The organism is Micromonospora sediminimaris, from assembly GCF_016863575.1.
Lineage (GTDB): Bacteria > Actinomycetota > Actinomycetes > Mycobacteriales > Micromonosporaceae > Micromonospora > Micromonospora sediminimaris.
Genome location: NZ_BOPD01000021.1, coordinates 114,009 through 138,292, shown reverse-complemented (window position 1 = coordinate 138,292; position 24,284 = coordinate 114,009). Strand labels below are relative to the sequence as shown.

The window sequence follows — 24,284 nt, the reverse complement described above, 5'->3', positions numbered from 1 at the left end:
TCCGGCACATGGGTGATCAGGATGATCGGTGGGAGCGGTTCGTGGTGCGGGTCGGCTTGGTGGAGGTCGTCGAGGTTGGTGACGTCGGCGTCGGTGACGGCGCGGGTGCGGTGGATGATCTGGGCTTCGATGTGGGCGAGAGCGTGATCGAGGCCGGCGGCGACGTGGAGTCGGGGGATGGCGCCGACGAGGTCGGTGATGTTGTTGCCGCCGATCAGGTCGGCCAGCGCGGTGGCGGGGATGACGATGTGGCCGCGGGCGTCGGGGTCGTCGGGGCTGCCGGAGGACAGTGTGGCGACGAGCATTGCGCGGATCGCGTCGGGTCCGCCTGCTCCGGTGAGCCCGAGTCCGTCGGCGGGATGCTCTGGCAGGCCGGCGAGTTGCGGCCCGGACGGGCCGGTCGGGGTTGGTGGCGGTGGTGTGCCTTCGGCGATGTCGCGGACGGTGGGCTGCGGGGCGGGTGAAGTGACCAGGTCGGGTGCCTGCTCGCGGGCCGCTCGGCGCAGCCGGCTGATGACGGCGGGCAGCGGTTGCAGGGTCGGATCGTTGGCCGGGTCGGGATCGGTGATGGGGTTGTAGTGGCTGCGGCGTCGTAGCCAGAGCACGGATGCTGCGGCGGCCAGCGCCGTTGCCAGTCCGATGGGTGCCCAACCTCCGGGAAGGCTGACCCCGGGGTTGTCGTCGTTCGGCCGGTCCTCGGACGTTGGGGAGGCGGTCGGTGTGGTGCTGCTCGGGGCAGGTGTGGTCGTTGGGGAGGTCGTAGCGGCAGACGGCGTGGTGGCTGGCGGAGGTTCGATGACCGAGTCGGGGTCGGGGGTGGCCGGCGTTGATGGCGCTACCGCAGATCCTGGGGCGGGTGATGCCGTACCGGGTGTGGCATGAGGTGAGGCGGCGGACGTTGGTGCTGGCTGGTTCGGCGTGTGTGGCTGGGTGGGTGATGGCGCGGCAGCACAGTGGTCTTGCGGTGGTGGGTTGTCCGGAGTCGACGGGCTGGTCGGAGAAGGCCGGGCGGGCGGAGGCGGCGGCGATGGTGTTTCGGCCGCTGCTTCGGGTAGGTCGAGGGTCCAGCCGGGGCGGATCAGGTTCGGGTCTGTCAGGGTGCCGCCGATCTGGGGGTAGCGGGTGCCGCGGTTGAGGTTGTAGATCTCCGGCCACCGGTCCGGGTCGTCGAGGAAGCGGTCGGCGATGGCGGACAGGGTGTCACCCCGACGCACGGTGTACGTCGACGTCGCCGGTTCACCCGACTCCTCGTCTTCGACCAGGTCGTCGGCGGGCTGGGCTGGAATGTCGGGTGGGACGGCGTCCGCGCTGGAGGTGGTGTGCGCGACCGCGGGCACGGCGGCGGTCGTGGTGACAGCGGTGGCGCCAAGAAACGCTGCCGTCAGGCCCTGCAGAGGGCTGGGCAACCGAAGAGCAAACCGCCACCGGATACGACGGGCCATGTGGTGGTAGACGCGCCGGGACACGATGCTGGCGAGCAGTGTCCACAGCAGCCACGCGCTGAACTGAAAAAGCGCGGCCACGAAGCCGGTCGTGAGAGGCTGCTGCAGCCACGCCCGCAACTGCTCCGGTGCCGGTGCCGTGATGGAGAACCAGCCCGTCAGGAACAACGTGACCGGCGGCGCCGCCGCGATCAGGACAGCACCGCCCGTCGCGACAACGGTTGCAGCAGCAGCTGATCGTGGCATGCCCGGGTCTCCTCGCCGTGCGGGTCCTGCGTGTGGAACCGACGGTAGGAGCGGAGGGGCACGGAAGCGCTGGTGTCGAGGCTGACAACACCTCACACGGCCTTACACACCCTTACAACCGCAGGTCACACCCGGTTCGGTGTGAGTGGGGCATGAAGCCGGCGTAGGGAATCCAGTGCAGCGCCATGCACGCCACCACGCACATGAGAAACCACCAGCATCGGCAGTACGTCTGGGCGATCGGCAACGGCAGAGACGCCCCGCGCCTGAATCTCAGCTACACCCGGTGACGGCGAGCACAACCGTCGGGGCGCACGGATCTGCCGATGAGCGCGCACTCGATCACGTGATGGAAGGCGCTCCACGCAGCGGCGTCAGGTTCCGGGTGGTAGGGCTCCGCCGAGCGTTCGGCCGTCTCGTTCACAGCGTCAGTCACAGCCTAACGAAAGTGTCACACCCCGGTGGTACATGTGTCTGATGCCTAATCCGGCCGGACGTCCCCGTGGGAATCCAGAGCATGGAACGCCTGAGCGATGGCGTAAGCCTCATAACTGCCGTTGCGCGCCGTGCTCACAGGCCAATAGCGCCTGGAGGCGCAACTACGAGAGCGAGTACCGCGCCGCGCGGCGAGCAGCTAATCCGATACCTGAAACCTATACGTGCCATCGCTGCGAGGGCGTCTACCAACGTCGCACGCTCAAGGGAAGGTGTCCTGATTTCTGCCCCGATTGCCGAAAGCTGAACAAGATTGATTCCCGCGAACCCTCGAACGAACAGCGGCGGCAGAAGGTGGAACAACGCATCGCTGGTTTAGCATGCGAAGACTGCGGCGCCAGGGTGACTCCTACAGTTCGTAGCGCCCAGCCCCGATTCTGTACTAAACATGCCGACGAGCGACGCGAAGCGCGGTTGCGCATTTATGCCGAGCGCCGGCGTCAAGCGCACCGCCCGCTGATTCCACGGAAATGCGAACGTTGCGAAGACCAATTCACATGTAGCCCGCGAGGCAGGAGTGGTCGCATTCCCTCGTTCTGCGAACCCTGTCGGCCGATTCGCAAAAGCGAGCGTAAGGCGCAGCGAGTCAAAGAAGCTCCGGAAATTTACAAGCCTGCCCAAGCCTACTGGGCAAGGGTTAGGCAGATGCGAAAACGAGGCGTCCCTAGTCAGGCCTACAATCGGCAGCAAGTCTTTGAGCGAGACTCTGGCGTATGTCATCTGTGCGGACTTACAGTAGATCGGGGGAGTCGCTGGCATATTGACCACATACTCCCACTGTGGCTGTACGGCACTATTCCTGGAGTGAACGATTCTTTAGAAAACGTCGCCGTAAGCCACCAACGCTGCAACAACCGCAAAGGTTCGGGCTACTATATTCTTTACGCCTTCATCGACCTGAAGGCGCACTTCCAGGGCGACGACGAGTTCGCTAGTGCAGCACTCCTCGAACGGATTCTCAGCCCTCTTAGCGAATTGGAGCAGGGACGACTCCTGAAGACGTGGCGATCCCCGCTCCCAAAACTGGACGCCGCCCATGCAGTCTTCACGCTTCCGAGGGCTAGGCGAATTCGGCGCAAATTCAGCTCATACCTAAACCCGGCATGTTAGGGCCGATTCAACAATCCTGGCAGCATCAGTCAGCCGACGATGACGCACCATCGAGCGCCATTTCGGCAGCAACCTTGTCCGTCAAGGAAATCTGGCTTTTAGGCAACCCTTAGCCGAATCCATCGCGGGCTGAGGATCGTCGGCTCCTCTGTAGCGGGCAGGTTGCACTTAGGTCAATCCCGGACCGTTTCGGCGAAGGCGGAACGGGGGTAGGTAGTCTGTGCGACGGCGCCGGCGTGGTGGGGGATTCTCCACCACGATCGGCGGTTTGTCGCGTAACATGGAGCCCTGTGATTACTGCGGAGCATCACCATACTCGAAACGAGCGGAACGGGCTTTGGTCAGAGCGGCGACCAGATCCGGAGTAGTCCACCCCTCGGCGTTCCAAAACCCTTTCTTGAGTTGCCAGTACTCAAGTGGGATTCCCTTGTATGCCGTCGGGCTGACCGTGAAACCCTTTAGCGTCTGTTGCGCCCCCTGCTGATCCTTAAGCACGCCTCCAACCGGCCTCGCTTCCTGGGCCGGCGCGTACTGGGCCATGGCAATGAAGCACGGTATCGTTGCGATGCCGGGCATGCCCGGAGCATGTGATGGAGCTCGGGGAATGTCTCCCGCCAGCATCCGGTAGCGCCATCCGTCGACACACGCTTCACTGGCCAACTCCAGGGCGAGGTTCACTTCACGCCGCGTCGGAGGCGACCCCTTGATCTCCAAGTAGACCTTTGCCTGGGGCAGTCGGAAGTCCGGCAAGTAGCGGCCAGACGGCAACTCCCACCCCTCGTGCTCGTACTCCCACGGCACATCCATCAGGTCCATGAAGTAGGCCCACCGGGCTTCCAGGCGGCTGCGGAACCGACAGCCCGCGTAGTGGGTCTCGATCGCCTTCATTAAGCCCTACTCCTATGCAACGTCGCCGATCCGGTCATTCTCCCGGTCGTCGCGGCGCGCCGAACTAGTACGAACGCACGATCAGTCCGATACCGGCCGTTCAGACCGACATCAGCTCCAGGCCAACCGTTATGGTCGGGTAGTCCACCCGGCCCGCCGCCCCGCGTCCGGGCTCACTCATCTGCCGCGCCGCGCTCGTCACGGTACGTGACAGAGGTGCACCGATAATGGCGCGTGGTTGTGCCGGTGTGCGGGGGCGAGGAGCGAAAGCCGGTACGGGAAAGGGTGCTGTTCAATTCCCGGAGCCGGGGAAGAGCGCGCTGAGGACCCGCTCGCAGCGCACCGGGTCGATGGTGAGTCCGCGTTGTAGGCCCCACAGCCAGTAGTCGACGCAGCGGGTGACGACCCAGCCACGCGCGGCCGCGGCATCCAGTTCCCCGGCGGCGACGATGACGTCGAATATCCCGCGTATGTCAGCGCCGTACGGCAACTCGTCGGCGCGGGTCCACATCAGTTCGGGAATGGAGTACTCCGGGACACCCTGGAGGGCTCGGGGGTCAACGGCCAGCCACGGTTGCCGTGTCGCGGCCAGCACGTTGCCGTAGTGCAGGTCGGCATGGATCAACACCTGGTCTCCTGCGCCCCGCAACTCGCAAGCGTAGCGGCGGGCTGCGTCCAACCACCTCGGCGGCACTGGGCTGCCGAGGGCTTGCTGGCGCCCGGGCAGATTGTCAGCGATCCCCGCGGCCACCTCGGACAAGGTACGCAACCCCGGCGGAGCGGCCACGGCAAGAGCCCGAACGAGAGAGCCGGCGATCTCCGCTGCGTCCCGCAGCGGCAGCGTGTGCAGGGACCGCCTGTAATCCAAGCGCTCCAGCAGCACGGCACCCGCCTGCGGCTCGGCGTCCAGCAGAGCCACCGCGCTACGCCCCTGCCAGGCCCGCAGCGCACGCACCTCGTCTGCGACGGCGTTACCCGAACAGCTCAGCTTCAGCGCCAGCGGCTGCTCACCACGATGGACCAAGACCACGAGACCGAAACCGCCGTGTAGCGGCTCGGCCTCGTCGAGAGCCAGATTCCACTGGTCAAGGAGCCTGTCCACCAACGCCGGCAGCGCCTGCACCCACTCCCGGGCGGCAGCACCATCGACCCGGATGCGCCACTGCGCGAACTGCTCCGGCACTGTGATCACGGACATGACCTCTCGCCCACCGCCACTCGGCACCGCCCTCGCCGGCCGCCAAGGCAAGACCACTACCACCACAACTCAGTCAAGTATCCGGATCTGCCGCGGATCGAGCGTGGCCGTGGCGACAGCGGATGTCCGGGCTCCGGGTTCGAGGCTGCTGCTCCTAATTCTCAGTGTTAACGAGTCCGCCACGGCAAGTAGGCGGCAGTCGTCCCCGCGAGGCTGCCGACGGACAGGGCGAAGGCCAGCGGGAAGAACAAGTCCCACGGCGCCCGCAGTCCGCCTCCGACAACGATGCCAACTACCAGGCAGGCCGCAGTCGTGACCAGAAAAAGGAGCGCCACTCGTAGCCGGTATCCCCGGCGGACTTGAGGTATCCCAGTAGCGGCCAGGGCGGCTACGCCCGCATGCTCCGCCCACCCGAAGCCGACAGCCGTCAGGCAGATCACCAGGCCGACGGTGGTGCCCACCAGCGAGTTGCACACGGTGCCACGCAGCGCCCCGGGAAGCGGCGGATCAGGGATACCTGACTCCCCAGTGAAGATGAGGAGCCCACCCCGGCCATATGTCCAGCCCGGCACTGCCGAACCCGCAGGTTGCGACTCACGGTGCTTGGCGGCATCTGCTTCCATCCGCTCAGTGTCAGTCGACGATCAGCGTGGTGTCGACCATGCCGACGAAATGGGCCTGCCTCATGGTCGGCGAGTCGTCCGCACATGCCGCCGAGCGCGCGCCCGTCAGCGTCCGGTCGGGTCGACGAGCAGATGGCGTATGGTTGCCGCGCCGTAGAGTCGAAGCAGCGCCGTGCGCGTGGCAACAGGAAGGCGTGGCCATGGCGTGGTTGGAGGGTTCGAGTCGCTCTCCGTCGGCGACCGGGCCGTTCGATCCGTGGCTGATGCCCCGGTTGGAGATGTCATGGCGGCCCAGCCTCACCCCGATCGACAATCCGGTCGCCAAGCTTGGTGGGCTGCCGGTCTGGTTAGACGAGCCGTTCTGGCCGGTATCCGCTCAATTCGGGTCACCGATGACCTTCATCGGTCAGTTCCCGCTGCCAGGCCCCAGCCTGCGGATGAGTTACCTGTTCATGACTCAAGACGACGAGTCCCTGGCGGGCACGTTTGAAGCCGAGGGTGGCGAGAACGCGCTGCTCGTTCAACCCGGCGGGCGCGTGCCGTCGTTCGTCACCGGCCTCGCCACGGGCACCGGACCGACGTTGTGGCGCCGCGGCAGTCAATGGACCGAGCGGGTGCCCGTCGAACTCCACATCGACGTGCACCTGCCAGACGAAGCAACCGCGTCCTCCTTCGAGCGGGAGGTCGCCTACCAGGACGCTGCACGCCGCGGTGTTCACTTCGACGCCGACGCCGACCACGGGCGAGTCGACTGCCGCAGTTATGTCGGCGGCCAGCCTTTGCTCTGGCAGCCGTGGACGACCGACCTCGACGCCTCGTGGCGCTTCTTCTTCCAACTGGACGACGCCGAGGGGTGGGGCGACGACGAGTACGCACTCAACTTCGGCGGCGGTTCCGGATACGCCTTCCTCAGTGAGGACCAGCGGGAAGGCCGCTTCTTCTGGGACTGTGTCTGAACGTGGGCGGAGAGATTGAGGTCACTGGGTCGGCAGCCCGCCAACGGAGCCGGAGCGGCAGACTTCTGAGCGTGTGTACGTCTGGCGTACCGGGTTCTGCACCGCAGCCCGTACGCCGAGGGCAGGTTGCCCTGCCGGTGTGGCTGGCGTACCGGGCTCTGCACTGGACATACACGCCGCCACGGCGAGCTGGGATGACGTACCGAGCTCGGTGACTGTGTCGCCTGGCACTCCGTCGTCGGACGCAGGCCGTTCGGCCGGCCAGGATGGACACGAGGGCGGCTCGGCTCGTGAATCCTCGGAGCCGGCCCGCTTGATGCGTCGTGACGGCTTCAGGAGAGATTGTTCCCGGATGGGATGCGGGCGTCGTCGATGCCGACGGCGGCGAGGCGCCTGTGATACCGGTCGGCCAGGTCGGTGGCGGCGGTGTGTTCGCCCAAGGTGTGGAGGGTGGCAACGGTTCGTTGGTGCAGGTCAGCGTTATAGGGGTCGACTCGAAGGCCGTCTTGAAGATGGGCAAGTGCCCGTTTGGGGTCGGGTTCGGCGGCGGCCAGGGCGGCGTAGGCGTCGAGGACGGTGCGGCGAATGGTCTCGCGATGGGGGTCGAGCCATGGCCAGGTACGTCCATGGGCGAGGTCTGCGGTGTAGGCGTCGACGACTGCCTGCCATGCGGCGCGCGGTGCGGTGAGGGTGGTGGTGGCGTGCTCGACGGCGGCGTGGAATTGCCACAGGTCAACCTGTACGAGTGTGGGGTTGAGGCGGTAGCGGTCGTCGGTGCGGTCGATGAGGGTGCCGTGTGTGATGGTGCGGGTGGCGGTGCGCAGTTCGCTGAGGGTGGTGTAGAGGCGTCCGGTGAGTCGGTGTGCGGGCATGCCTGGCCACAGTGCTTCGGCGATGTGTCGGCTGTCGGTGCCGTTGGGATGCACGGCGAGGAAGACCAGGGCTTGCTGGGCGGCGCTGCGCCGTAGCCGCAGGGGTGTGCCGTTGATGAGGAGTGCCGGTTCACCGAGCACTCGTACCTGCAGCGGGGTGATGGTGTCTTCGGGAGCTCGGTGCGTCGACGTCTGATGCGGCACCCGTGGCTGGGGCGCGGGGTTTGATGACGGTGGTGGTGGGGGGAGGTGTCCGGTGATGGTGAGCAGGTCCGCCGCAGCGGTGGGGTCCAGGACGCACACGCGGGGTCCGGTGGTCGACATGTCGCGGGGGTTGTGGGTGTGGCCTTCGGTGTCCACGTGCCAGGTCGGCGCTGCGGGCCAGGGGGTGAGGATGATCGGGGTGGTGGTGCCGGCGGTGAGGGCGTCGGCGAGAGGTCCTGTTGGGGGCGTCTCGGTGATCAGTAGTGCCTGCGGCTTGCCCGGTCGCTGTTCGGTTGGTGCGGGTGGGGGTAGCAGTGTCGCGGCGTGCTCGTTGTGGTCGGCGATCCGTAGGTCCGGGCCGGGCTGAAGGTGGTGGGCTGCTGGGCCGAGGAGTTTTTCAGCGGCGCGGCGGGTGATGACCAGTTGCGGGGTGTGGTGGCGCGGCGCGGCCAGGAGGACGGTCACGAGCAGGCCGCGGGCGGCGGCTAGGGCTCCGGGGCCGGCGAGGACTGCCCCTTCGGGGTGGAGACCGGACGGTAGGACGGCGAGTGGCTGTGGTTCGACTGGTGTGGGCGCGGGGTCGGCTGCGGTGGCCGCTTGGATGGCGGTGACGGTGGCCGGGAGCGGCGTGAGGTCGCTGTCGGCGCGGGTGGCCTGGGGTGCGGGGTTGGGGCGGTATGTGCGGCGGCGTCGTATCCATATCAGCCCGGCCGCGGCGGTTACCTGGTCGGCGATGTCGCGGGGCAGCCATCCGCCGGGTACTGCGATTCCGTCGGCGCTGTCGGCGTGTGCGGTGTCGTCATGGTGGTGGGTGTTGCTGGTGCCGGTGGCTGCCGCGGGGTGGTCGGTTTCGGCGGTGGGTGTGGTGGGGGTGGTAATGGTGAGGGCGGCGGCGCCGGCGATGCCGGTGGCGGTGGCCTGCCAGGGGGTGGGCAGCGGTAGGTGGCGTAGCCATCGCACGCCTGCCCACAGCCGGGTGGCGGTGGTGGCGGTGACGAGGTAGGCGATGAAGGCCCACAGCGCCCAGGCCGCGACGACCAGCATCAGGGTCAGGTTCTGTTCGGTCAGTGGGTCGCGGACCCACTGCCACAGCGCCACCCGTGGTGTGTCGGTCGTCGGCCAGCCCACCAGCCGCACGAGCAGGATCGGCGGGCCGACCAGCAGGACCGCGGTCAGCAGCATTGCCGCGACCCGCTGCGGCCACCGCATCACCCACCCCCTCCTGGCTTGCCCGTCACGGGTGTGGTGGGCCAGGTAGAGGAAGGCTGCGCCGGGGCTGGGCGGTGGCGGGGGCGGTGTAGAGGATGCGGGTCCACAGGCGGCCCAGCCACCACACGGTGGCGGCGACGATGTAGAGACCGGCGACGGTGCCGGTGTTGTACCGGCCGACCAGGGTGGCGGTGAGGATCGCGAACGGGACACCCATCACCAGCCGCAACCACCACCCGGACACCAACGCGGTGATCACCCCGACCCCGATCAGCAGACCACCCACCCGTTGCCCGACCCCGAGCCACACCTCCATGCCGGGTGCATAGGTCGCGGGCAGCGACCACTGCACCAGCATCATCCCCACCGCCGCGGTCACCACCGACGTCACCGGGAAGGCGAGGAAGTCCGACCAGCCGCCGCGCGGGGTGCGCCAATGACGGAACGCGATCAGCGCCAGCACCATCGCGACCACCAGCATCGGTACCACCGGCACCAGTGTCCAGCGCACGAACGCCCCCAACTCGGTGCCGATGTACTGGGAACCCACCACGGCGTACATGCCGACCACGGCGACTCCGAGCCAGGCGGAGGTGAGGATGCCGGTGGCGACCTGCGCACCCGCCGACAACGACACCCCACTGTCGGTGCGGGCGGCCAACGTGGAACCCAACACGGTGCCGGCGGCCAGGCAGGCGATCACGGCGAACACCGACGCCATCGCCACCTCGCCCCAGTTCATGAACGCCCACTCCCGCATGAGCCCGGAATGCCACGTCGGAGTGAACAGCGCGTGTGACACCAACGCCAGCGACGCGAACCCCGGCACCCCGATCGCCACGGCCCGCCACACCGTCGGCATCGGCTCCCCCACCGACGCCGCCTGCCCGGTGTCGAGGCCGCCGGCGTCGGCCGCGCCGCGGGCCGCTGCCACCAGCGGATCCGGCACCAGCAGCGGCTGCAACCCGGTCTCCGCAGTCATCACGTCGGCGACCAGCGGCATCTGCGCCGTGCCTCCGACGCACCACAGGGCGGCGATCGTGGTGGGGTCGACTTCGGCGGCGTCGACCGCGTCGCGCACCAGGCCCGCCGCTCGCACCAGGGCCGGGCGAGCGGCCTGCTCTACCGCCGTGTGGTTGAGTACCACCGCCGGCCCTGAGGGCACCGGCACGGCCACCGCCGCATGCCCTGCCAGAGCGTGTTTCGCTGTGCGTAGGCTCGCCGTCAGCGCCCACCCATCCCCTACCGGAACCCCGTCGGGGAGCAGGGTGGCGGTCAACGCGGCGTCGATGGCGTCACCACCGGCGTCGGGGTCGGCGAGGGTCGACAGGACCTCGAACCCGGTCGGGCCGCGTCGCAGCACACTCACCTCGACGCCGGCGCCCAGGTCACACACCACTACCACCGAGCCCACCGGCAGTTGCACACCCGAGGCGAGGGCGTCCGAGGCCACCGCCATCGGTGCCTCCACCAGGCGTGGCTGCGCGAGGCCGGCGCGGTGGGCGGCCTGCCGTAGCCATGTCCGCCGGCGCGGCCCCCATCCCGCCGGCACGACCAGCCGTACGTCCTCCACCGGCCCGCCGGCCATCCGGTGGGCTTCGTCGATGACGCGCCGCAGGGTTGCCGCCACCAGGTCCGCGGGTGCGACCTGCACGTCGGCCACGCTCATTTGCTCGTCGGCGGGGCGTCGGGGCCGGGGTATGAAGCGCTGCGGATCGGCGGTGGCCGCCTGCCACGCCCGCTGCCCCGTCACCACCGACCCATCGGCAGCGACAAGCACGGCGCAGGGTAGCGCCGGGTCGCCGTCGAACAGCAGCGGTGACCAGGACCCGTCCGGCCAGGCCAGGACTGCGGTCGTCGTGGCGCTTCCACAATCGATCGCCAGCCGCGCCTGCCCCGCTCGCATACCCGACAGTCAAACATGAGGGTCACATTCACGTCATGCCTTAACTACAGTCAGCAGTGGTCGGGCTGGTCTCCCCCAGGCTGGACAGGCCGGTGGATTCTGGGGCGTCGCCGGGATGAGCTGCACGTCGACGTGATGGGTGCGTGCGGTCGCCGGCGCGCCGTGTACGGCGTTGCTGTGCGAGCACGGGTGCAGGGCGAGGTGCCGAGCACCGGCGGGACGGCTTGTTCAGCTCGTCGTCATCGCGGTGGAGATGTGGTTGCGAAGCTTTCGGGCGGCGGGGTCGTCGAATGGGCGCAGCAGGTGGTGCGCGTCGTTCCAGGACTCGAGGGCCTCTGGTGTGCGGCCGGCGGCGTGGAGAGCGTCGCCGAGGTGGGTCAACGCGATCGCCTGCAGCCAGGGGTCGGCGAGTTCATGCTGCATCGTTGCGGCGTGGAGGTGGAACTCGGCGGCTTCGGCGTACCGGCCGAGTTGGTGGTAGGCCAGTCCGGTGGCGTCGAGTGCGGTGGCTTCGCGACCCCGGTTGCCGAGGCGGCGTTGGAGGACGGTGGCGCGCTGGTAGGCGGCGAGGGCTTCGTCTGGTTCGTGGAGGTCCTGGTGGATCCTGCCCAGCTCGATGTAGGCGGCGGCGGTGATGACGGGGTCGTCGGTGTCGGAGGCGACGGTCAATGTGTGCTGCGCGACCGTGCGGGCCTCGTCGAGACGGCCGAGGTGGCGCAGGATGTCGCATTGTTTGACGAGGACGTCTATTTCCGATGCGCGGTTGCCGAGTTGCCGCATTGTCTCGGCTGCGGTCTGGCTGTGCTGCAGGGCCTCGGCCGGTTGGTCGAGTTCGAGCAGGGCCCAGCCGATCAGGTGGGTTGCGAAGGCTTCCTGATGGCGGTCGCGGAGTTGCCGGGCGATGGTGAGGGCTCGGTGGAGCAGTTCCAGGGCTTCGTCGAGGCGGCGCAGGCGTAGGCAGGCCAGGCCGGCGCCGCACAGGGTTTCGGCTTCGTCGGCCGGGTCTGCGGTGTGCTCATGCAGGGCTATGGCCTGCCGGAGGTGCTCGAGGCCTTCGTGGTGGCGGTTGGCCTGGGTGTATGCCTTGCCGAGACTGTAGAGAAGGAGCGCTTCGGCTCGTCGGTCGTTGATGGCGCGGGCGGAGGCGAGTCCGATCTCGGTGGTGGTAAACCATTCGTGGAAGGGATGGCGGAAGTTGTAGATGTGGTGCAGGAGGGCGGGTAGCTGCCATGCGTGCTGGTGCAGACCGGCGGTGTGGGCGGCGCGGGTGGCGGCGACGAGGTTGCTCCGTTCTGCCTCGTACCAGGTGAGGGCGTCTTCGTGGGTGGTGAACGATGCCGCAGTCACGCCATCGGGTAGTGCTTCCAACTCGAAGCGTCGGCGGCCGTAGTCGCTGGCGGCGATGGCGTTGTCGGCGCTGTGCAGGTACCAGGAGATGACTCGCAGCAGTGCCCTGGTGCGGGATTCGACGGGTTCGTCGTGCTGTACCTGGTCTGCGGCGTAGGCGCGCAGCAGGTCGTGGAACTGGTACCGGTCGCGGGCTTGTTGCTCGATCAGGTGGGCGCCGACGAGGACGTCGAGGATGCTGCGGGTGCGGTTGGGGCTCTGCGCCGCCAGGGCTGCGGCGGCGTTGGTGCAGAAGTCGGCGCCCGGGTGCAGGCCGAGCAGGCGGAACAGGCCTGCGGCGTCTGCGGGCAGTGCCTGGTAGGACCAGGCGAATACGCTGCGGACTCGGCTGGTTTCGTCGTCGTCACCGGTGGCGAGCAGTTCCCAGAGGCCGGATTCGTCGCGGAGGTCCTGGATCAGGTCGCTGAGGGTGTGCTGGGGATAGCGGGAGGCGCGTTCGGCGGCGATGCGCAGGGCCAGTGGAAGCCGGGCGCAGAGCCGGGCAAGTTCGGTGAGCTCCTGCGGGTCGTCGCCGCGGCGGTAGCCGTCGGTGGTGATCTGCAGCAGTGTCACGGCGTCGGGGTCGGCGAGAACATCGAGGGTGAGGCGGCGTGCGCCGTCGCGGGCGACGAGTGCGGACAGTCTGCTGCGGCTGGTGATGAGGGTCAGACATTCGCCGGTGCCCGGCAGGAGGGGCCGTAGGTCGGTCACGGTCGCGGCGTTGTCCAAGACGATGAGGACGCGGCGTTCTGCCAGCAGGGAGCGGTAGAGGTCGGTGCGGGTGTCGGTGTCGGCGGGAATGTCGTCGTGGGGTACGCCGAGCGCGCGGAGGAACCGTTCGAGGATGTCGTGTGGCCGTGCGGGTTGGCCGGGGTCGTAACCGCGGAGGTTGGCGTAGAGCTGGCCGTGGGGGAACTGGTCGCGGACCTGGTGTGCCCAGTGCAGGGCGAGGGAGGTCTTACCGACGCCGGCGGTGCCGGCGATGACGACGATGGCGCTGGGTGTGCGTGCGTCAGTGGTGGCGGCCAACGCGGCGGTGAGATGTTGCAGGTCGTCGGTGCGGTTGACGAAGTCGGGTACGCCGGGTGGGAGCAGGCGTGGGGTGGGTCCTGCGGATTGTGCGCTGTGGAAGTGGACTCCGCCGCTGACGTGGCGGGCCTGCACGACGTCGCGGGCGGCGCCGTAGAGCACTGATCGGGTCTGCTCGGATGGCTCGGGTGGTGTGTCGTGCACGGCGATGTCCTCCCTTGCGCTTCAGGTTCGTGGCTGCGCGGGGTGGATGTGCACGAGACCGTCGGACACCGCGACGATCCAACCGTGGTGCAGTTTCGCGGCGAGGCGGCCGGGTGGGTACTGATGCTGGCAGCGTGATGCTGTCAGGCTGCGTACCTGCAGGGGCGGTGCGTCGGCCGGATACAGCACGAAGCCGAGGTGACCGAATCGCGCCTGCAGACGCTGGGCGTCGGCGACGGTGGCGGTGGCGGCGTGCAGGGTGCGTTCAGCCTCGGGTGGTTCGGGCCAGTACGATCCGGCGCCTTGGTCACGCTTGTGTTGGAAGTAGTGATCGATGTCGTCGATGAGGCGTTGTAGTGCGCGGGGCGCGTACGCCCAGAGTTTGAGGAACGTCTCGTCGAAACCGTCGTCGGTGTCGCGGTCGAAGGGCTCCTGTAGCAGGATGGGCCCTTGGTCGAGCTCGGGGGTCATCTCGTGAATGGTGATCCCGTTGAGCTCGGGGTGTTCGAATGTGAGGTAGGCCAGCGGGTTGGGGCCGCGGCCGTAGGGCAGCAGGGTTGGATGGACATTGACCGCATAGCTGACATCAAGGTGTTCGACCGGAATGCGGTACATGTACGCCGCACAGACCAGCAGGTCAACGTCCAGGGTGTTGAAGGCCTCGATCTGCTCGGTCGACCACCGTCCAGTCCGGACGGGCGTGTTCCGGGCGGCAGCGATGGCGCGGACATTGTCGGTGGGCTGACCCCCGGGGCCGTCGCTGAAAATCACGACGAGATCGAGGTCGGCACGCTGCGCCAATAGCTCCAGGCAGGATGAGAAGAAGTCATGGCCAGCGTAGGCCACGCGCATGGGCGTCATGGCATGTCCGATCGATCAGAGGTCGACACCTGTGGTCGTCAAACTTAACGCTTTACCTACAGTCGATGCACGTGTGCTGGCAGAAGTGGTGGCACTGATTTGGTTGTCGCGTGTGAAGCCAAATGAGTCTCGCGCAGGTGCGGTGGCCGAGGACTCGCGCCGGCGGCGAGTTGCGCCGGTGGCCGGCGTTGCCGCAGGTCAGGGCCTTACGTGATCGACCAACGTGAACACCCTAAACCTTGACTACGTAGCGTGATGTATCGGATACTGGCCATCTCGCACACGTTTGAAGGCAACGACGAGCGCAGCAGGGGCGATTGATGAAGCTAAGGCTGTTGTATGGCGAGTCGTCCAGCAGTTGTCCCACCATCTACATTGCCGAAGACGGCGATATCGTGGTTCAGGGCCTACGGTTGGACGATGCCACCGAGGGTGAGTTGACGAACGTCCTACCAGGAGAAACGGCCGTGAAGATCTCACCTGATCTCCTCCTGGGCGCTACGGCGGCGTATCAGCAGCGCAGCAACCACCAAACATAGGTCACCGCGATCGACGTATCGCGGTATCGATGTCGATTGGTCCGTGTCCTTACCCTTATAGGCGGGTACATCTAGGCACACCCCCGCAGTCCGGATGGGACGAGGTTCGCCGGCAGCGGAGGAGCCGGATCAGGTCGCGCGCTGGATGATTGAGCGCCAGGATCGGCAGCGAGGCGCGTTGTGGGCTCCCCGGTCACGACCCAGGCACTCAGCCCGAGGACTGCCCAGCCATTACTGGCCCACTATTCGCATCACCGAACGTGCTGGTCAGGTGAACGTTATCGGCCCGTGAAAGTCTCGACCTTGGATGGCAGTACCTGAGACTGTGCCACTGATGGAGTTGTTCACCTGCGAGAAGTCAGGCGTAACCGGGGCCAGCAGCTTCGTCAGGTCGGCGGCGAACTCGTCGTCAGCTTCGGCGCGGCGGCGCAGCACCGCAGCCAATCGGGCGGCAGCCTCCGAGTCCGCCGGCGCCACCTCGAGTTCGTCCAGTTCCTGCTCCCCCGTCGGCAGGGCTGAGAAATCCCCGCTGTCGGTAGAGCGACGCCGGCTGCGCACCAACGATGTGAGAGCCGCCCAGGCCTGCCGGCCCATCTCTCCACCTGCACCGCTGGCCAGCGCCGCTAGGACAGTAGCTGACACGAGGTCCATCTCCACCTCCACCGCCGAGACCGATCCGTGGCGACAGCGGCGCATCAATCGACAACTCGTGATGTCCGTGCCCGTTCCATAGTAGAACGCCACACACAGGTACGGCAGGAAGGTCACCGCCGGATGCCTGGCTACTCCTCCCCCGCAAAGCTGATCACGCCCAAGCCTCGGTACGCACGGCCCCGGCCACTCTGTTCGTTGTGGTCGGATCGCTGATAGCCGAGCATGGACGGTGGAATCGCCTGGCGGCAGGGCGGCCCGCACACGGCAGAGCTCTTGGGAGTGGGTATGCGGATACCGTAGGTCGGCGCGTACCTGACTCTGTAGCGGACCCCATACGCCGACAGACGGCGATGAGCCGCTGACCGGCAACGTTCTCCCGCATCTCCTGGGTGAGGGCCATGAAGGTGCGCCGATGTTCGGGCCGTGCCGAATGCGTCGCCGCAGGAGCTGCCGGACTGCTGGGCGTAGCCCTGCGCGCCGGGGATTTTGGACCCGAGTAGCGGTACGACGAGGTCGGCGGTGGCGGACGCCTGCATCGCCAGGTGCATGCCTGTCCGCCACCGCGCACCGCGGACGCCCTGCCCGCCGAGCGTGCCCCCTGCTACCGCCCCTGCGGGATTGGTAGCAGGGGCCGGCGCGGTCAAGCGGCGCATGGGTGTGCGGGTGTCCTTGCCGTGGGTTGGTGCGGACCCGAGGGCTGCCGCGCCGTTGAGGCAGCCCTCGGGGTCCGGGTGTCGAGGTGGCGGTTCAGCCGGTCACCGCGGTGAGCGGGACGGGTCGGCCGGCGCGACGTAGGGGCCACAGCTGTGGACCGTCGATGAGGCGCAGCGGGGTGCCTGCGCGGTAGCCGTGTCTGGTCAGGTGGTTCCGGACCGTGATGGTGGTGGCGATGGTGTCGACCGGGTAGCCGAGCTTGTCGACCCGCTGGTGATGGTGGGCGAGCAGCGCCTGACCGATGCCGCGGTGGCGGGCGTGGGGGGTGACGTGCAGCCAGGCCAGCCAGTGGTGTGCGGCGGCGGTGCGGTATCGGCGGACCAGGGTGTGGAGGTGCTGGAAGCGGGTTAGGTGTCGGCCGGTGAAGGTGTTCAGGTGGTAGTCGGACAGCGGTGGCGCCTGCGGTGCGGGGTGGTGGCGCCAGACGGCGACGGCGGTCATGTCGACCGTGATATCGACGTGTCCCCATTCGACGGCGTGGTCGACTTCCATGGCGAGCAGCGCGTGGAAGATGTGCTGCCGTTCGACCAGGTCTGGTACCAGCCAGTGTGCGACCGGATCAGCGGCGTCGGCGTCGGTGAGCAGCGCGGCGATGGTGGCGACGTCGCTGGGCTGGGCGGGCCGGATGGGTGGCGCGGTCACGGCGGGGGCGGTCACAGGGGCCGCCGACGTGGCAGGGTGCGCGGGAACGGGGTCCGGCCGCCGCTGCTGGGGGCGCCGCGCCACATTCGCCAGATGATGGGCCCACCGGTGGGGAGCACGATGGTGGGGCCGGCGGTATAGCCGTGGCGCAGGTAGAGCCGCCGATTGCGCATGGTGGTGGCTTCCAGGTACGCCGGCAGGCCAAGGTCGTCGAGGCGACGGTGATGGTCGGCGAGCAGGGCGGCGCCGATACCGCGGTTCTGCCGGGTGGGGTCCACGGCGAGGTAGGCGAGGTAGTGGTGCGGATCGTCGGGGTGGAAGGCGTCGAACATTTCCTCCAGCAGCACGAACCTCGGCGCGTACACGCCGGCGACGGCCTCCAGCGACTCCAGCCGTTCCCGGGTGTCGGTTGAGGTGCGTTCGAGACGGGGGTACCAGATCGCCACCGCCGTCTGATCGCCGGTCGTGTAGACCTGCCCGTGGGTCAGGCCGTGGTGGAAGGCGTCGGTGAAGTACCGGTAGTAGACGGTTCGGCGGTCGGTCGGGTCGGGGATCAGCCAGTCGGCGACGGCGCCGTCGTGGAACGCCTCAGCGAGGACTCCGATCAGCGGTCCGGCGTCGGCTTCGGTGGCGGGGCGGACGAACAGATTCGTGTTGGTTGCGGTCACAGCTTCCCTCTGGTCAGGCGGGTTGGCGGGCGAGGTCGGGGGCGCGTAGGGGTCCGGTGTCGCTGTCCGCGCCCAAGCCGATCGCCGCGTACACATCGGGGTTGGTGGTGCGCAGGATCAGCGCCCAGGCGATGCCGAGCAGCGCGGCGGCGGCGTACGCGGCGGGGAACGCCCAGCGCAGCGGCGAGCCTGGTGCTACTCCGAGGAGGGTGGCGAACTCGCGCAGGGTGACGGTGAGGATCCCGCCGAGCGCCACCGAGGCGATCCCCGGCGCGATCACCGACCGCCACGCTCCTTCGCCGTGGCTGGTTCGGGCGAAGAAGCCGATGACGGCGGCGGAGGTGAGGGTCATGAGGATGAGGACGCCGAGGCCGCCGGTGACGGTGATCCAGAAGAACAGGTGCACGATCGGGTCCGCCCCGGCGAGGGCGTAGCCGACGAGCACGGCGAAGGCGAGGACGCTCTGGGCGAGGGAGCCGGTCTTGGGTGCGCCGGTGCGGCGGCTGGTGCGACCGAGCACGGCCGGGAGTACCCGTTCGCGGCCGAGGGCGAACAGGTAGCGGGCGACGGTGTGGTGGAAGGACAGTAGGGCGGCGAACAGGCTGGTGATGAACAGGACCCGGGCGACGGTGATGACACTTTGGCTCAGGTAGGGCGACACGAGGTTGAAGATGAGGTCGGTGCCGTCGGTGCGAGCGGCGTCGACGATGCGGTCGGGTCCGGTGGCCACGGACATCGCCCACGCGGACAGCCCGTACAGGAGCCCTGTCACCGCGACGGCGATGTAGGTGGCGCGGGCGATCGTTCGCCGGGGATCCTTGGTCTCCTCGGAGAACACGACGGTGCCTTCGAAGCCGACGAAGCCGGTGATGGCGGTGACCAGGGCGGCGCCGATGCCGGCGGCGACCAGGTGCGTCGGGGCGAGGGTGTCGAAGCTGACGGTGCCGTTGGCGGGGTGGGTGAGCATGATGGCGTCGAAGGTCAGTGCGACGACGCATTCGGCGATCAGGACGACGGCGAGGACGCGCCCGTTGAGGTCGATCCGCGCCACGCCGAGCGCGGTGACGATGGCCCAGACGGCGAGGGCGCAGATCCACCAGGTGAGCTGCCAGCCGTACCGGTCGTTGAGGAATGCGGCGGTGACCGCGCCGGCCCCGCCGTACAGGCCGATCTGCATTGCGTTGTAGGCGAGCAGCGCGACCATGGCCGCGCCGACGCCGGCGGGGCGGCCGAGTCCTCGGGTGATGTAGGTGTAGAAGGCGCCCGCGTTGACGATCCGCCGGGACATGGCCACGTAGCCGACCGCGAACAGCGCCAGCACGGCGGCTACCAGCAGATAGGCCACGGGGATGCCGGTGACGCCGGTGACCGCGTACCCGGTGGTCGCGCCGCCCGCGACGACGGTGAGGGGTGCGGCGGCGGCGATGACGAAGAACACCACCGACGGGATACCGAGCCGCCCCCGCGCGAGGACGGCGGACACGGTGTCGGGTTTCGAGTGCAACATCGGCTCTCTCTCAGCAAAGAGGGGATGGATAGGGACGTGGCCGCAGTCAGGAGGTGCGGTGGCTCAGCACTGCGCCGCCGACGACGGCACCGAGGTCAGCGAGGAGATCGCGTAGCGGGGGCGGGGCCTGCTCGACCTGGTGGCGCAGGAACGCGCGGACGGCAAGCGGTGTGCCGTCGAGCAGGATCGGGTCGAGCTGCGTGTGCAGCGCCAGGCCCGCAAGGGTTTGGTCGAAGGCGTTGAGCGGCTGGTAGTTGCGCAGTTGGAAGGACAGGCGAGCCCAGGACCAGGCGGCCGTGTTCACGTCGGTGGGGACGTAGACGGTGCGCTGGCGCCACAGCCGGCCGACCTGCTCCGGCCGCAGCAGCCCGAGCTGCCACATCCGGGTGATCACCTGCTCGTAGGCGGTGGTGGCGAGGAACGACAACCACGTCCGGGTCGCGGTGTGACGCGGCTCGGCCACCAGACGGTCCAGGACGAGATGCTGCAGCCAATCCTTCGGCGGCGAGGCATTGAGCACCCGCACATGCCGGCCCTCGAACGTGACCCGACCCTCCTGGTACAACTCGGCCAACAACGCGGCGGCCAGGCCGTGTGCCGTCGCCGACTCGAACAGACGCGGACGTCCGGTCTGGTCGTCGTGGGACAGGTAGAAGAACTCGTCGGCGAGACGGACGGTGGTGTGGGCGGCGGCGCTGCCAACGGCCCGTACCGGCCGGGCCGGCTCTACTGGTGCCTGATGCTCATACAGGTGGGGTGCGTGGTCGTTGGATACGCCGGAGGGTGGGGTGTTCACCGCGGCTGACCTTCCTCGGTCGACTCGTCAGAGGGGATGGGAAACCCGAGCTGCCGGAGGAGCTTCCGGCCGCCGGGGTGGCGGGCGAGCTCCTCGATCGCCCAGGCGTGTTGCCCGCATCCACCGGTCTGGCAGTGGAAGCAGGTACCGCCGTCGCGATGCTGGAGCACCGTGTTGCGCGCCGATTCGAAGCAATCCACGGGGCGGTCACCGTCGTCGGTGCCGGTCATGAAACAGAACTCCGGCGGTGTAGTGCGGCCACGGTGACCCGCACCTCCATGCACGGCGGATGCCGGTCAACATGCGGGTAGTCGCACTCAGGCCGGTGACCGAGGATCCAGACCCACTCGTCGCTGCGGTTCGGCAGGTCGCGAATCGCGGCCACGGTGACGGCCACGGGAGTCCCGGGGATGAGGTCACGGCCGTAGGACCAGTCGTTCGCCTCAAGGTGGAGCAGAGTGCCCGGGGCGACGTCGGGCAGGGGCTGCGGGCTGCGGTTCACGGCCGCGTCCTTCGACGCCCTCGATGTCGAGGGTGGGAGTCCAGGACCGGGCGACTGGAGTTCGCCCCGCACGGCCGACGCCGATCGAGGGCGCCAGGGGGCAGTGCGGTGTTTTCATCCTGGTCGCGAGGCGTCGCCTCGCCACAGCTGGCGAAGCGCGTGGCTGCATCCTCGCAGTCAATGCCGAAGGGCCTGAACGGGTGCTCGCCGTCAGCAGGGACGAACCACTTGACGCGCACTGCCATCACCTTTCTGTGTGAGATGCGTGGCCGGCTCGCGCTGTCGGAACGGCGCCCTGCTCCAGAAGCGTTCAACCCGCCACCGGCATCCGAGACCACCACCGCCGCGACCTGACACTTCCGATCAACCTGATGGGGCACGTCACCGACAGCCGACGAGATTGCAGCCGGCGATGGCAGCCGATCGGTGGCCATCGCCTGGCGTCCCGTCGAGGTCACACCCCACGCGGCGACGAGCATGGTCGCGGACAGCGGAATGGCCAGCCACAACGCCAGTCTCCGGGCAACACGCACAGCAGAACCCTCCAGATCGCACGGTCAACGACCCATGACACGGCGGAATGAGGAAGCCGTGGTGCCCCCGGCTCGACAGGCTGCCGGCCGGCAGGATCGCGTGCCAACGAGACGACTAAAGGCGAGGTCGATCGATGTCGGCCAGACCTGCCGGCGGGTTCCGACATTCCGGCAACAATCCCGGTGCGGGGATAGCGCCGGACGGCGTTCACGGCGAAATGTCGGCGGATTGTCGGAGGTCAACGGTGTCTCTTATCGACATCGGCGACGACAGCTTCTGATGGCTTTGTCACCACCCGCACGGGTTCGGCGGGTGGTGAGGGACCGCCGCCGCAGCGCGGCGCGCGGTCTCCCTGTGTCCACTGCCCCTTGGGAGGGATGCACCATGACCAGTTCATCGATGCCGCAAGTCACCGAGGTCGGTCGTCGGGCCGCGGAGATCCTCGACCGGATGCGCGCCCACCCGGCCTACGACCGGTTGCACAGCTCGTCGATGACGTACTCCACCTGTTGGGCCACGTTCACCGGATACCCGGCGATCAGCCGCTGGTCGCTGGAGCGTGACGCCGGGGCGCTGCTGGAAGAGGCGCTGCGGGTGCTGGCCCTCAAGGCGGCGGTGTTCGCGTTGTCCGGCGGCGATGAGCGGGCCGCCGAGCTGCTGGTGCCGGCGCCGGTGGACGAGATGATCCACGCGGTGCTGGCGCAGTTCACGCTGATGACGCGGATGCAGGCCGACCTGGCAGTGGTCTTCCCCCACGCCACGGAGCTGGAAGAGTTCACCTACACCCGTGGATGTGTCACCGACGCGTACTACGCCGCTGCGGGGTGGGGTGAGCAGCCGCTGCGGTACTGGCTGGACTCGGCCGAGGTGACCCGACGCCTGGACCTGCTCAACACCCGCTACCAGGCGGCCGGTCTCGGACGCGACGGGCGTAGCCACGACTTTGACTTCGACCGGCCCGAGCCGGTCGCTGCCGGGGTCAGCGGTTAGCCAGCTCCACGGACAGCACTCGCCGCATGGCGGCCACCACCCGCTTCGGGTCGAACCGCTCGCCGGCCAGCCGTTCCGCCCGGGCGACCGCGGTGAAGATCTGCTCGGGGGGTGCGTCCCGCAGCACGGCGACGAGCCAGCCTTCCAGATCCACCAGGTCGGCGGGCAGTTCCAGGGCCGCCGGTGTCGGCGCCGGCCGGGGCGCCTGGTCGGGAATCGGTTCCCCGGCCGAGGCGTACCGGCCGGTGGGAAGGCCCACCCGGAAGGGGTGGACGCACACGGCGACGCCGTCGGCGGTGGCCCGCCAGCCGAGGTCGGGGCGGTAGGCGAACTCGGGTCCGGGCCGGTCGACCACGTCGAACTGGCCCGGTCCGAGCTGCTGAGCGGGACACACGACGCAGGTCTGCTCACACCAGTGCGGAAGGGGCCCGGACATGGCGCCGATCGTACGGCAATCAGGAGGTATCAGGGTATGACGGTCTTATCGCCCCCACGTCCTGCCGTCATCGACCGTGCCCTGCGTGACGCCAGGGCATGGTGTGCGGGGCACCGCATCGATGACCGGCCGGCCCTGGTCCACGCGGTCCGGGTCGCGGTGATCATCGGTGACCACGTGCCCGCGCCGCCACGAGAGGTGATCGCGGCGGCGCTGCTGCACGACGCACCGGACCTCGCCCCGGCCACAGTGGACGTGTACCAGGTCCTCACCGCCGGCTACGGGCCCGAGGTGGCGCGGATCATCGCCGCGCTCCAGGCCGAACATTCCGCCCTCGACGAACCCGACCCGCCCATCTGTGTGGATGACCAGCCGGTGCTGCTCGCCTCCACCGCCGACAAGATCGTCGCGCTGACCTCGCTGCTGCGGCGGGCGCGGATCACCGGGGACGTGACTGGTTTCTTCGCCCGCCGGCCGGTGCTGTGCGGGCTGCTGCCGCACTTCCGGGCCTTTCAGCGGGCGGCGCATCTGCGGGTGCCGGCGAGCATGTCGGCGCATCTGCACGCCGTCCTCGCCCGGCTCGAACAGGTCACCGCCGCCATCGGCGCATCGGGGCCACGGTGAACGCACCCAGGCTCGACGAGCGCCTCGTCGCGCAGCTGCGATGTGACCTGCTGACCGCCGCGCGGCGGGTACCGGCCGGGCGGCAGGGCATCGGGCAGTGGGAGCTGTCCGCTGTGGAGCGGCTGTTCTTCGCTGACGGCAGCAGCGTGGTCTGCAAGGTCGCCGTCGCGCCGTTCACCGGCGAGGCGAGCGTGCTGCGGGCGCTCAACGACCAGGAAGCCGCCGTTCCGGTGCTGCACGGTTACGCGATGCGCCCCCAGACGCTGGGCATGCTGATGGACGACCTCGACGCCCCGGTCCGGGCAGCGACCGCGGCGGAGGCCGCCGCCGCGGCCCGCTGGGTCCACACCGTTGCCGGCATCACCGGCCTGCCAACGTTCGACCAGGCGGGCCTGGCGCGGCTGCCCGGACAGGCACTCGACGCCCTTTACGCGCTGCGCCGGCAGGAACGCTTCCCCGACTCCAGGCCGATCGAGGAGTCGCTACAGCGGCTGGCCGCCGTCGCACAACGCCGGGCCGACGGCGCCGAACGGCCACCCTTCGGGCTGTGCCACGGCGAGTTCCACCGCAGCTCGCTGCACGTCAGCAGTACCGGATGCCGGCTCGTCGACTGGGCCAAAGCGTTCACCGGACCGGGCCTGCTCGACCTGGCGACCTGGTTCGGCACCCGCACACCACCCGAACCCCGACTGCTCACCCGACTCATCCGCGCCTACGTCGCCGCGGGCGGGCACCCAGACGCGGAAGCCGACCGGGACGGCCTGCCCGCCGCCCGGTGGGCGCTGGGCTGGCACCGGGTCTGGGCGGCCTGGTGGTTCCTGACCACCGCCGCCGCCAGCCACCACCGGCCCGACACCGACCGCCGTCACACCCAGGTCGTGCTCCGGCAGCTCCACGGGGCCACACAGCTGCTCGGAGCAGCACCACCTGCCAGCCCAGCCCGCCTACCAGTGGAAGCGGGAAGCCCATCGTGAAACGGCTCATCGTCGACACCCACGCCTCGTCCGCAAAGCGTTAGTGCAGATCACCGAGCGGTGGTACCAGGCCAT

At 68.5% G+C, this 24,284-nt stretch carries 20 protein-coding genes; 5 read left to right on the top strand and 15 right to left on the bottom strand.

The window, feature by feature from the left end; all coding sequences use genetic code 11:
* A partial coding sequence (locus tag Vse01_RS18135) for a LysM peptidoglycan-binding domain-containing protein (RefSeq protein ID WP_204019253.1) occupies positions 1 to 1,688 on the bottom strand: 1,688 nt, incomplete at its 3' end.
* Positions 1,689 to 2,156: 468 nt separating this feature from the next.
* On the opposite strand from Vse01_RS18135, the gene Vse01_RS29810 reads away from it, so the two are divergent.
* The gene (locus Vse01_RS29810) at positions 2,157 to 3,293 is read left to right on the top strand and encodes an HNH endonuclease (RefSeq protein ID WP_093407939.1); all 1,137 of its coding nucleotides are present in this window, start codon (positions 2,157 to 2,159) and stop codon (positions 3,291 to 3,293) included.
* A gap of 294 nt (positions 3,294 to 3,587) precedes the next feature.
* Here Vse01_RS29810 and Vse01_RS18125 read toward each other — a convergent pair whose 3' ends face one another.
* Complete coding sequence (locus Vse01_RS18125; protein WP_093407941.1) at positions 3,588 to 4,181, bottom strand: PDDEXK family nuclease; 594 nt, start codon at positions 4,179 to 4,181, stop codon at positions 3,588 to 3,590.
* Between the two features lie 292 nt (positions 4,182 to 4,473).
* Positions 4,474 to 5,379, bottom strand: a complete 906-nt coding sequence (locus Vse01_RS18120) for an aminoglycoside phosphotransferase family protein (protein WP_198413221.1) — start codon at positions 5,377 to 5,379, stop codon at positions 4,474 to 4,476.
* A 661-nt stretch (positions 5,380 to 6,040) separates the two neighbouring features.
* Between Vse01_RS18120 and Vse01_RS18115 the strand changes: the two genes are divergently transcribed.
* On the top strand, positions 6,041 to 6,958 hold the full coding sequence (locus Vse01_RS18115) for a hypothetical protein (RefSeq protein ID WP_232511362.1): 918 nt from the start codon (positions 6,041 to 6,043) through the stop codon (positions 6,956 to 6,958).
* A 332-nt stretch (positions 6,959 to 7,290) separates the two neighbouring features.
* Here the strand turns inward: Vse01_RS18115 and Vse01_RS18110 are convergent, their stop codons facing one another.
* From Vse01_RS18110 to Vse01_RS18060, 11 genes are all read right to left on the bottom strand, one after another.
* Positions 7,291 to 9,246, bottom strand: coding sequence for an AfsR/SARP family transcriptional regulator (locus Vse01_RS18110; protein WP_139233201.1), 1,956 nt, complete (start codon positions 9,244 to 9,246; stop codon positions 7,291 to 7,293).
* A gap of 22 nt (positions 9,247 to 9,268) precedes the next feature.
* Positions 9,269 to 11,149, bottom strand: a complete 1,881-nt coding sequence (locus tag Vse01_RS18105; RefSeq protein WP_093407948.1) for an Hsp70 family protein — start codon at positions 11,147 to 11,149, stop codon at positions 9,269 to 9,271.
* A gap of 228 nt (positions 11,150 to 11,377) precedes the next feature.
* Positions 11,378 to 13,768, bottom strand: a complete 2,391-nt coding sequence (locus tag Vse01_RS18100; protein WP_093407951.1) for an ATP-binding protein — start codon at positions 13,766 to 13,768, stop codon at positions 11,378 to 11,380.
* Between the two features lie 21 nt (positions 13,769 to 13,789).
* Entirely contained in the window at positions 13,790 to 14,620 is an 831-nt protein-coding gene (locus Vse01_RS18095) for a formyltransferase family protein (RefSeq protein ID WP_170863530.1), read from the bottom strand.
* A gap of 815 nt (positions 14,621 to 15,435) precedes the next feature.
* Positions 15,436 to 15,936 carry a hypothetical protein gene (locus Vse01_RS18090; RefSeq protein WP_139233202.1) on the bottom strand — a complete coding sequence of 167 codons (501 nt, stop codon included), beginning with the start codon at positions 15,934 to 15,936 and terminating at the stop codon, positions 15,436 to 15,438.
* Between the two features lie 633 nt (positions 15,937 to 16,569).
* Positions 16,570 to 17,178, bottom strand: a complete 609-nt coding sequence (locus Vse01_RS18085) for a GNAT family N-acetyltransferase (protein ID WP_170863531.1) — start codon at positions 17,176 to 17,178, stop codon at positions 16,570 to 16,572.
* Between the two features lie 11 nt (positions 17,179 to 17,189).
* Positions 17,190 to 17,846, bottom strand: a complete 657-nt coding sequence (locus Vse01_RS18080) for a GNAT family N-acetyltransferase (protein WP_093407961.1) — start codon at positions 17,844 to 17,846, stop codon at positions 17,190 to 17,192.
* A 13-nt stretch (positions 17,847 to 17,859) separates the two neighbouring features.
* The gene (locus Vse01_RS18075) at positions 17,860 to 19,353 is read right to left on the bottom strand and encodes an APC family permease (protein ID WP_093407964.1); all 1,494 of its coding nucleotides are present in this window, start codon (positions 19,351 to 19,353) and stop codon (positions 17,860 to 17,862) included.
* Positions 19,354 to 19,399: 46 nt separating this feature from the next.
* Positions 19,400 to 20,149: a GOLPH3/VPS74 family protein gene (locus Vse01_RS18070; RefSeq protein WP_093407966.1), complete on the bottom strand. Its 750-nt coding sequence runs from the start codon at positions 20,147 to 20,149 to the stop codon at positions 19,400 to 19,402.
* Positions 20,146 to 20,379, bottom strand: a complete 234-nt coding sequence (locus Vse01_RS18065) for a hypothetical protein (RefSeq protein WP_093407969.1) — start codon at positions 20,377 to 20,379, stop codon at positions 20,146 to 20,148. Before Vse01_RS18065 ends, Vse01_RS18070 begins: the two co-directional genes overlap by 4 nt.
* Complete coding sequence (locus tag Vse01_RS18060) at positions 20,376 to 20,651, bottom strand: hypothetical protein (protein WP_232511356.1); 276 nt, start codon at positions 20,649 to 20,651, stop codon at positions 20,376 to 20,378. The genes Vse01_RS18065 and Vse01_RS18060 overlap by 4 nt, the downstream gene beginning before the upstream one ends.
* A gap of 918 nt (positions 20,652 to 21,569) precedes the next feature.
* Here Vse01_RS18060 and Vse01_RS18055 point away from each other — a divergent pair.
* Entirely contained in the window at positions 21,570 to 22,175 is a 606-nt protein-coding gene (locus tag Vse01_RS18055; RefSeq protein ID WP_093407971.1) for a hypothetical protein, read from the top strand.
* Here the strand turns inward: Vse01_RS18055 and Vse01_RS18050 are convergent.
* Positions 22,165 to 22,611, bottom strand: coding sequence for a hypothetical protein (locus tag Vse01_RS18050; protein ID WP_093407974.1), 447 nt, complete (start codon positions 22,609 to 22,611; stop codon positions 22,165 to 22,167). The two genes, Vse01_RS18055 and Vse01_RS18050, sit on opposite strands and share 11 nt — an antisense overlap.
* A gap of 36 nt (positions 22,612 to 22,647) precedes the next feature.
* On the opposite strand from Vse01_RS18050, the gene Vse01_RS18045 reads away from it, so the two are divergent.
* Both Vse01_RS18045 and Vse01_RS18040 read left to right on the top strand, forming a co-directional pair.
* On the top strand, positions 22,648 to 23,235 hold the full coding sequence (locus Vse01_RS18045; protein ID WP_093407976.1) for an HD domain-containing protein: 588 nt from the start codon (positions 22,648 to 22,650) through the stop codon (positions 23,233 to 23,235).
* Positions 23,232 to 24,209, top strand: a complete 978-nt coding sequence (locus Vse01_RS18040; protein ID WP_093407979.1) for an aminoglycoside phosphotransferase family protein — start codon at positions 23,232 to 23,234, stop codon at positions 24,207 to 24,209. The genes Vse01_RS18045 and Vse01_RS18040 overlap by 4 nt, the downstream gene beginning before the upstream one ends.
* Positions 24,210 to 24,284 lie beyond the last annotated feature (75 nt).

What these genes read in the sequence shown, in the direction of transcription:
- Vse01_RS29810 (WP_093407939.1), top strand. Translation starts at nt 2,157, where the DNA reads ATGTGTCTGATGCCTAATCCGGCCGGACGTCCCCGTGGGAATCCAGAG.
- Vse01_RS18125 (WP_093407941.1), bottom strand. Translation starts at nt 4,181, where the DNA reads ATGAAGGCGATCGAGACCCACTACGCGGGCTGTCGGTTCCGCAGCCGC.
- Vse01_RS18120 (WP_198413221.1), bottom strand. Translation starts at nt 5,379, where the DNA reads ATGTCCGTGATCACAGTGCCGGAGCAGTTCGCGCAGTGGCGCATCCGG.
- Vse01_RS18115 (WP_232511362.1), top strand. Translation starts at nt 6,041, where the DNA reads ATGCCGACGAAATGGGCCTGCCTCATGGTCGGCGAGTCGTCCGCACAT.
- Vse01_RS18105 (WP_093407948.1), bottom strand. Translation starts at nt 11,149, where the DNA reads ATGCGAGCGGGGCAGGCGCGGCTGGCGATCGATTGTGGAAGCGCCACG.
- Vse01_RS18095 (WP_170863530.1), bottom strand. Translation starts at nt 14,620, where the DNA reads ATGCGCGTGGCCTACGCTGGCCATGACTTCTTCTCATCCTGCCTGGAG.
- Vse01_RS18075 (WP_093407964.1), bottom strand. Translation starts at nt 19,353, where the DNA reads ATGTTGCACTCGAAACCCGACACCGTGTCCGCCGTCCTCGCGCGGGGG.
- Vse01_RS18065 (WP_093407969.1), bottom strand. Translation starts at nt 20,379, where the DNA reads ATGACCGGCACCGACGACGGTGACCGCCCCGTGGATTGCTTCGAATCG.
- Vse01_RS18055 (WP_093407971.1), top strand. Translation starts at nt 21,570, where the DNA reads ATGACCAGTTCATCGATGCCGCAAGTCACCGAGGTCGGTCGTCGGGCC.
- Vse01_RS18050 (WP_093407974.1), bottom strand. Translation starts at nt 22,611, where the DNA reads ATGTCCGGGCCCCTTCCGCACTGGTGTGAGCAGACCTGCGTCGTGTGT.
- Vse01_RS18045 (WP_093407976.1), top strand. Translation starts at nt 22,648, where the DNA reads ATGACGGTCTTATCGCCCCCACGTCCTGCCGTCATCGACCGTGCCCTG.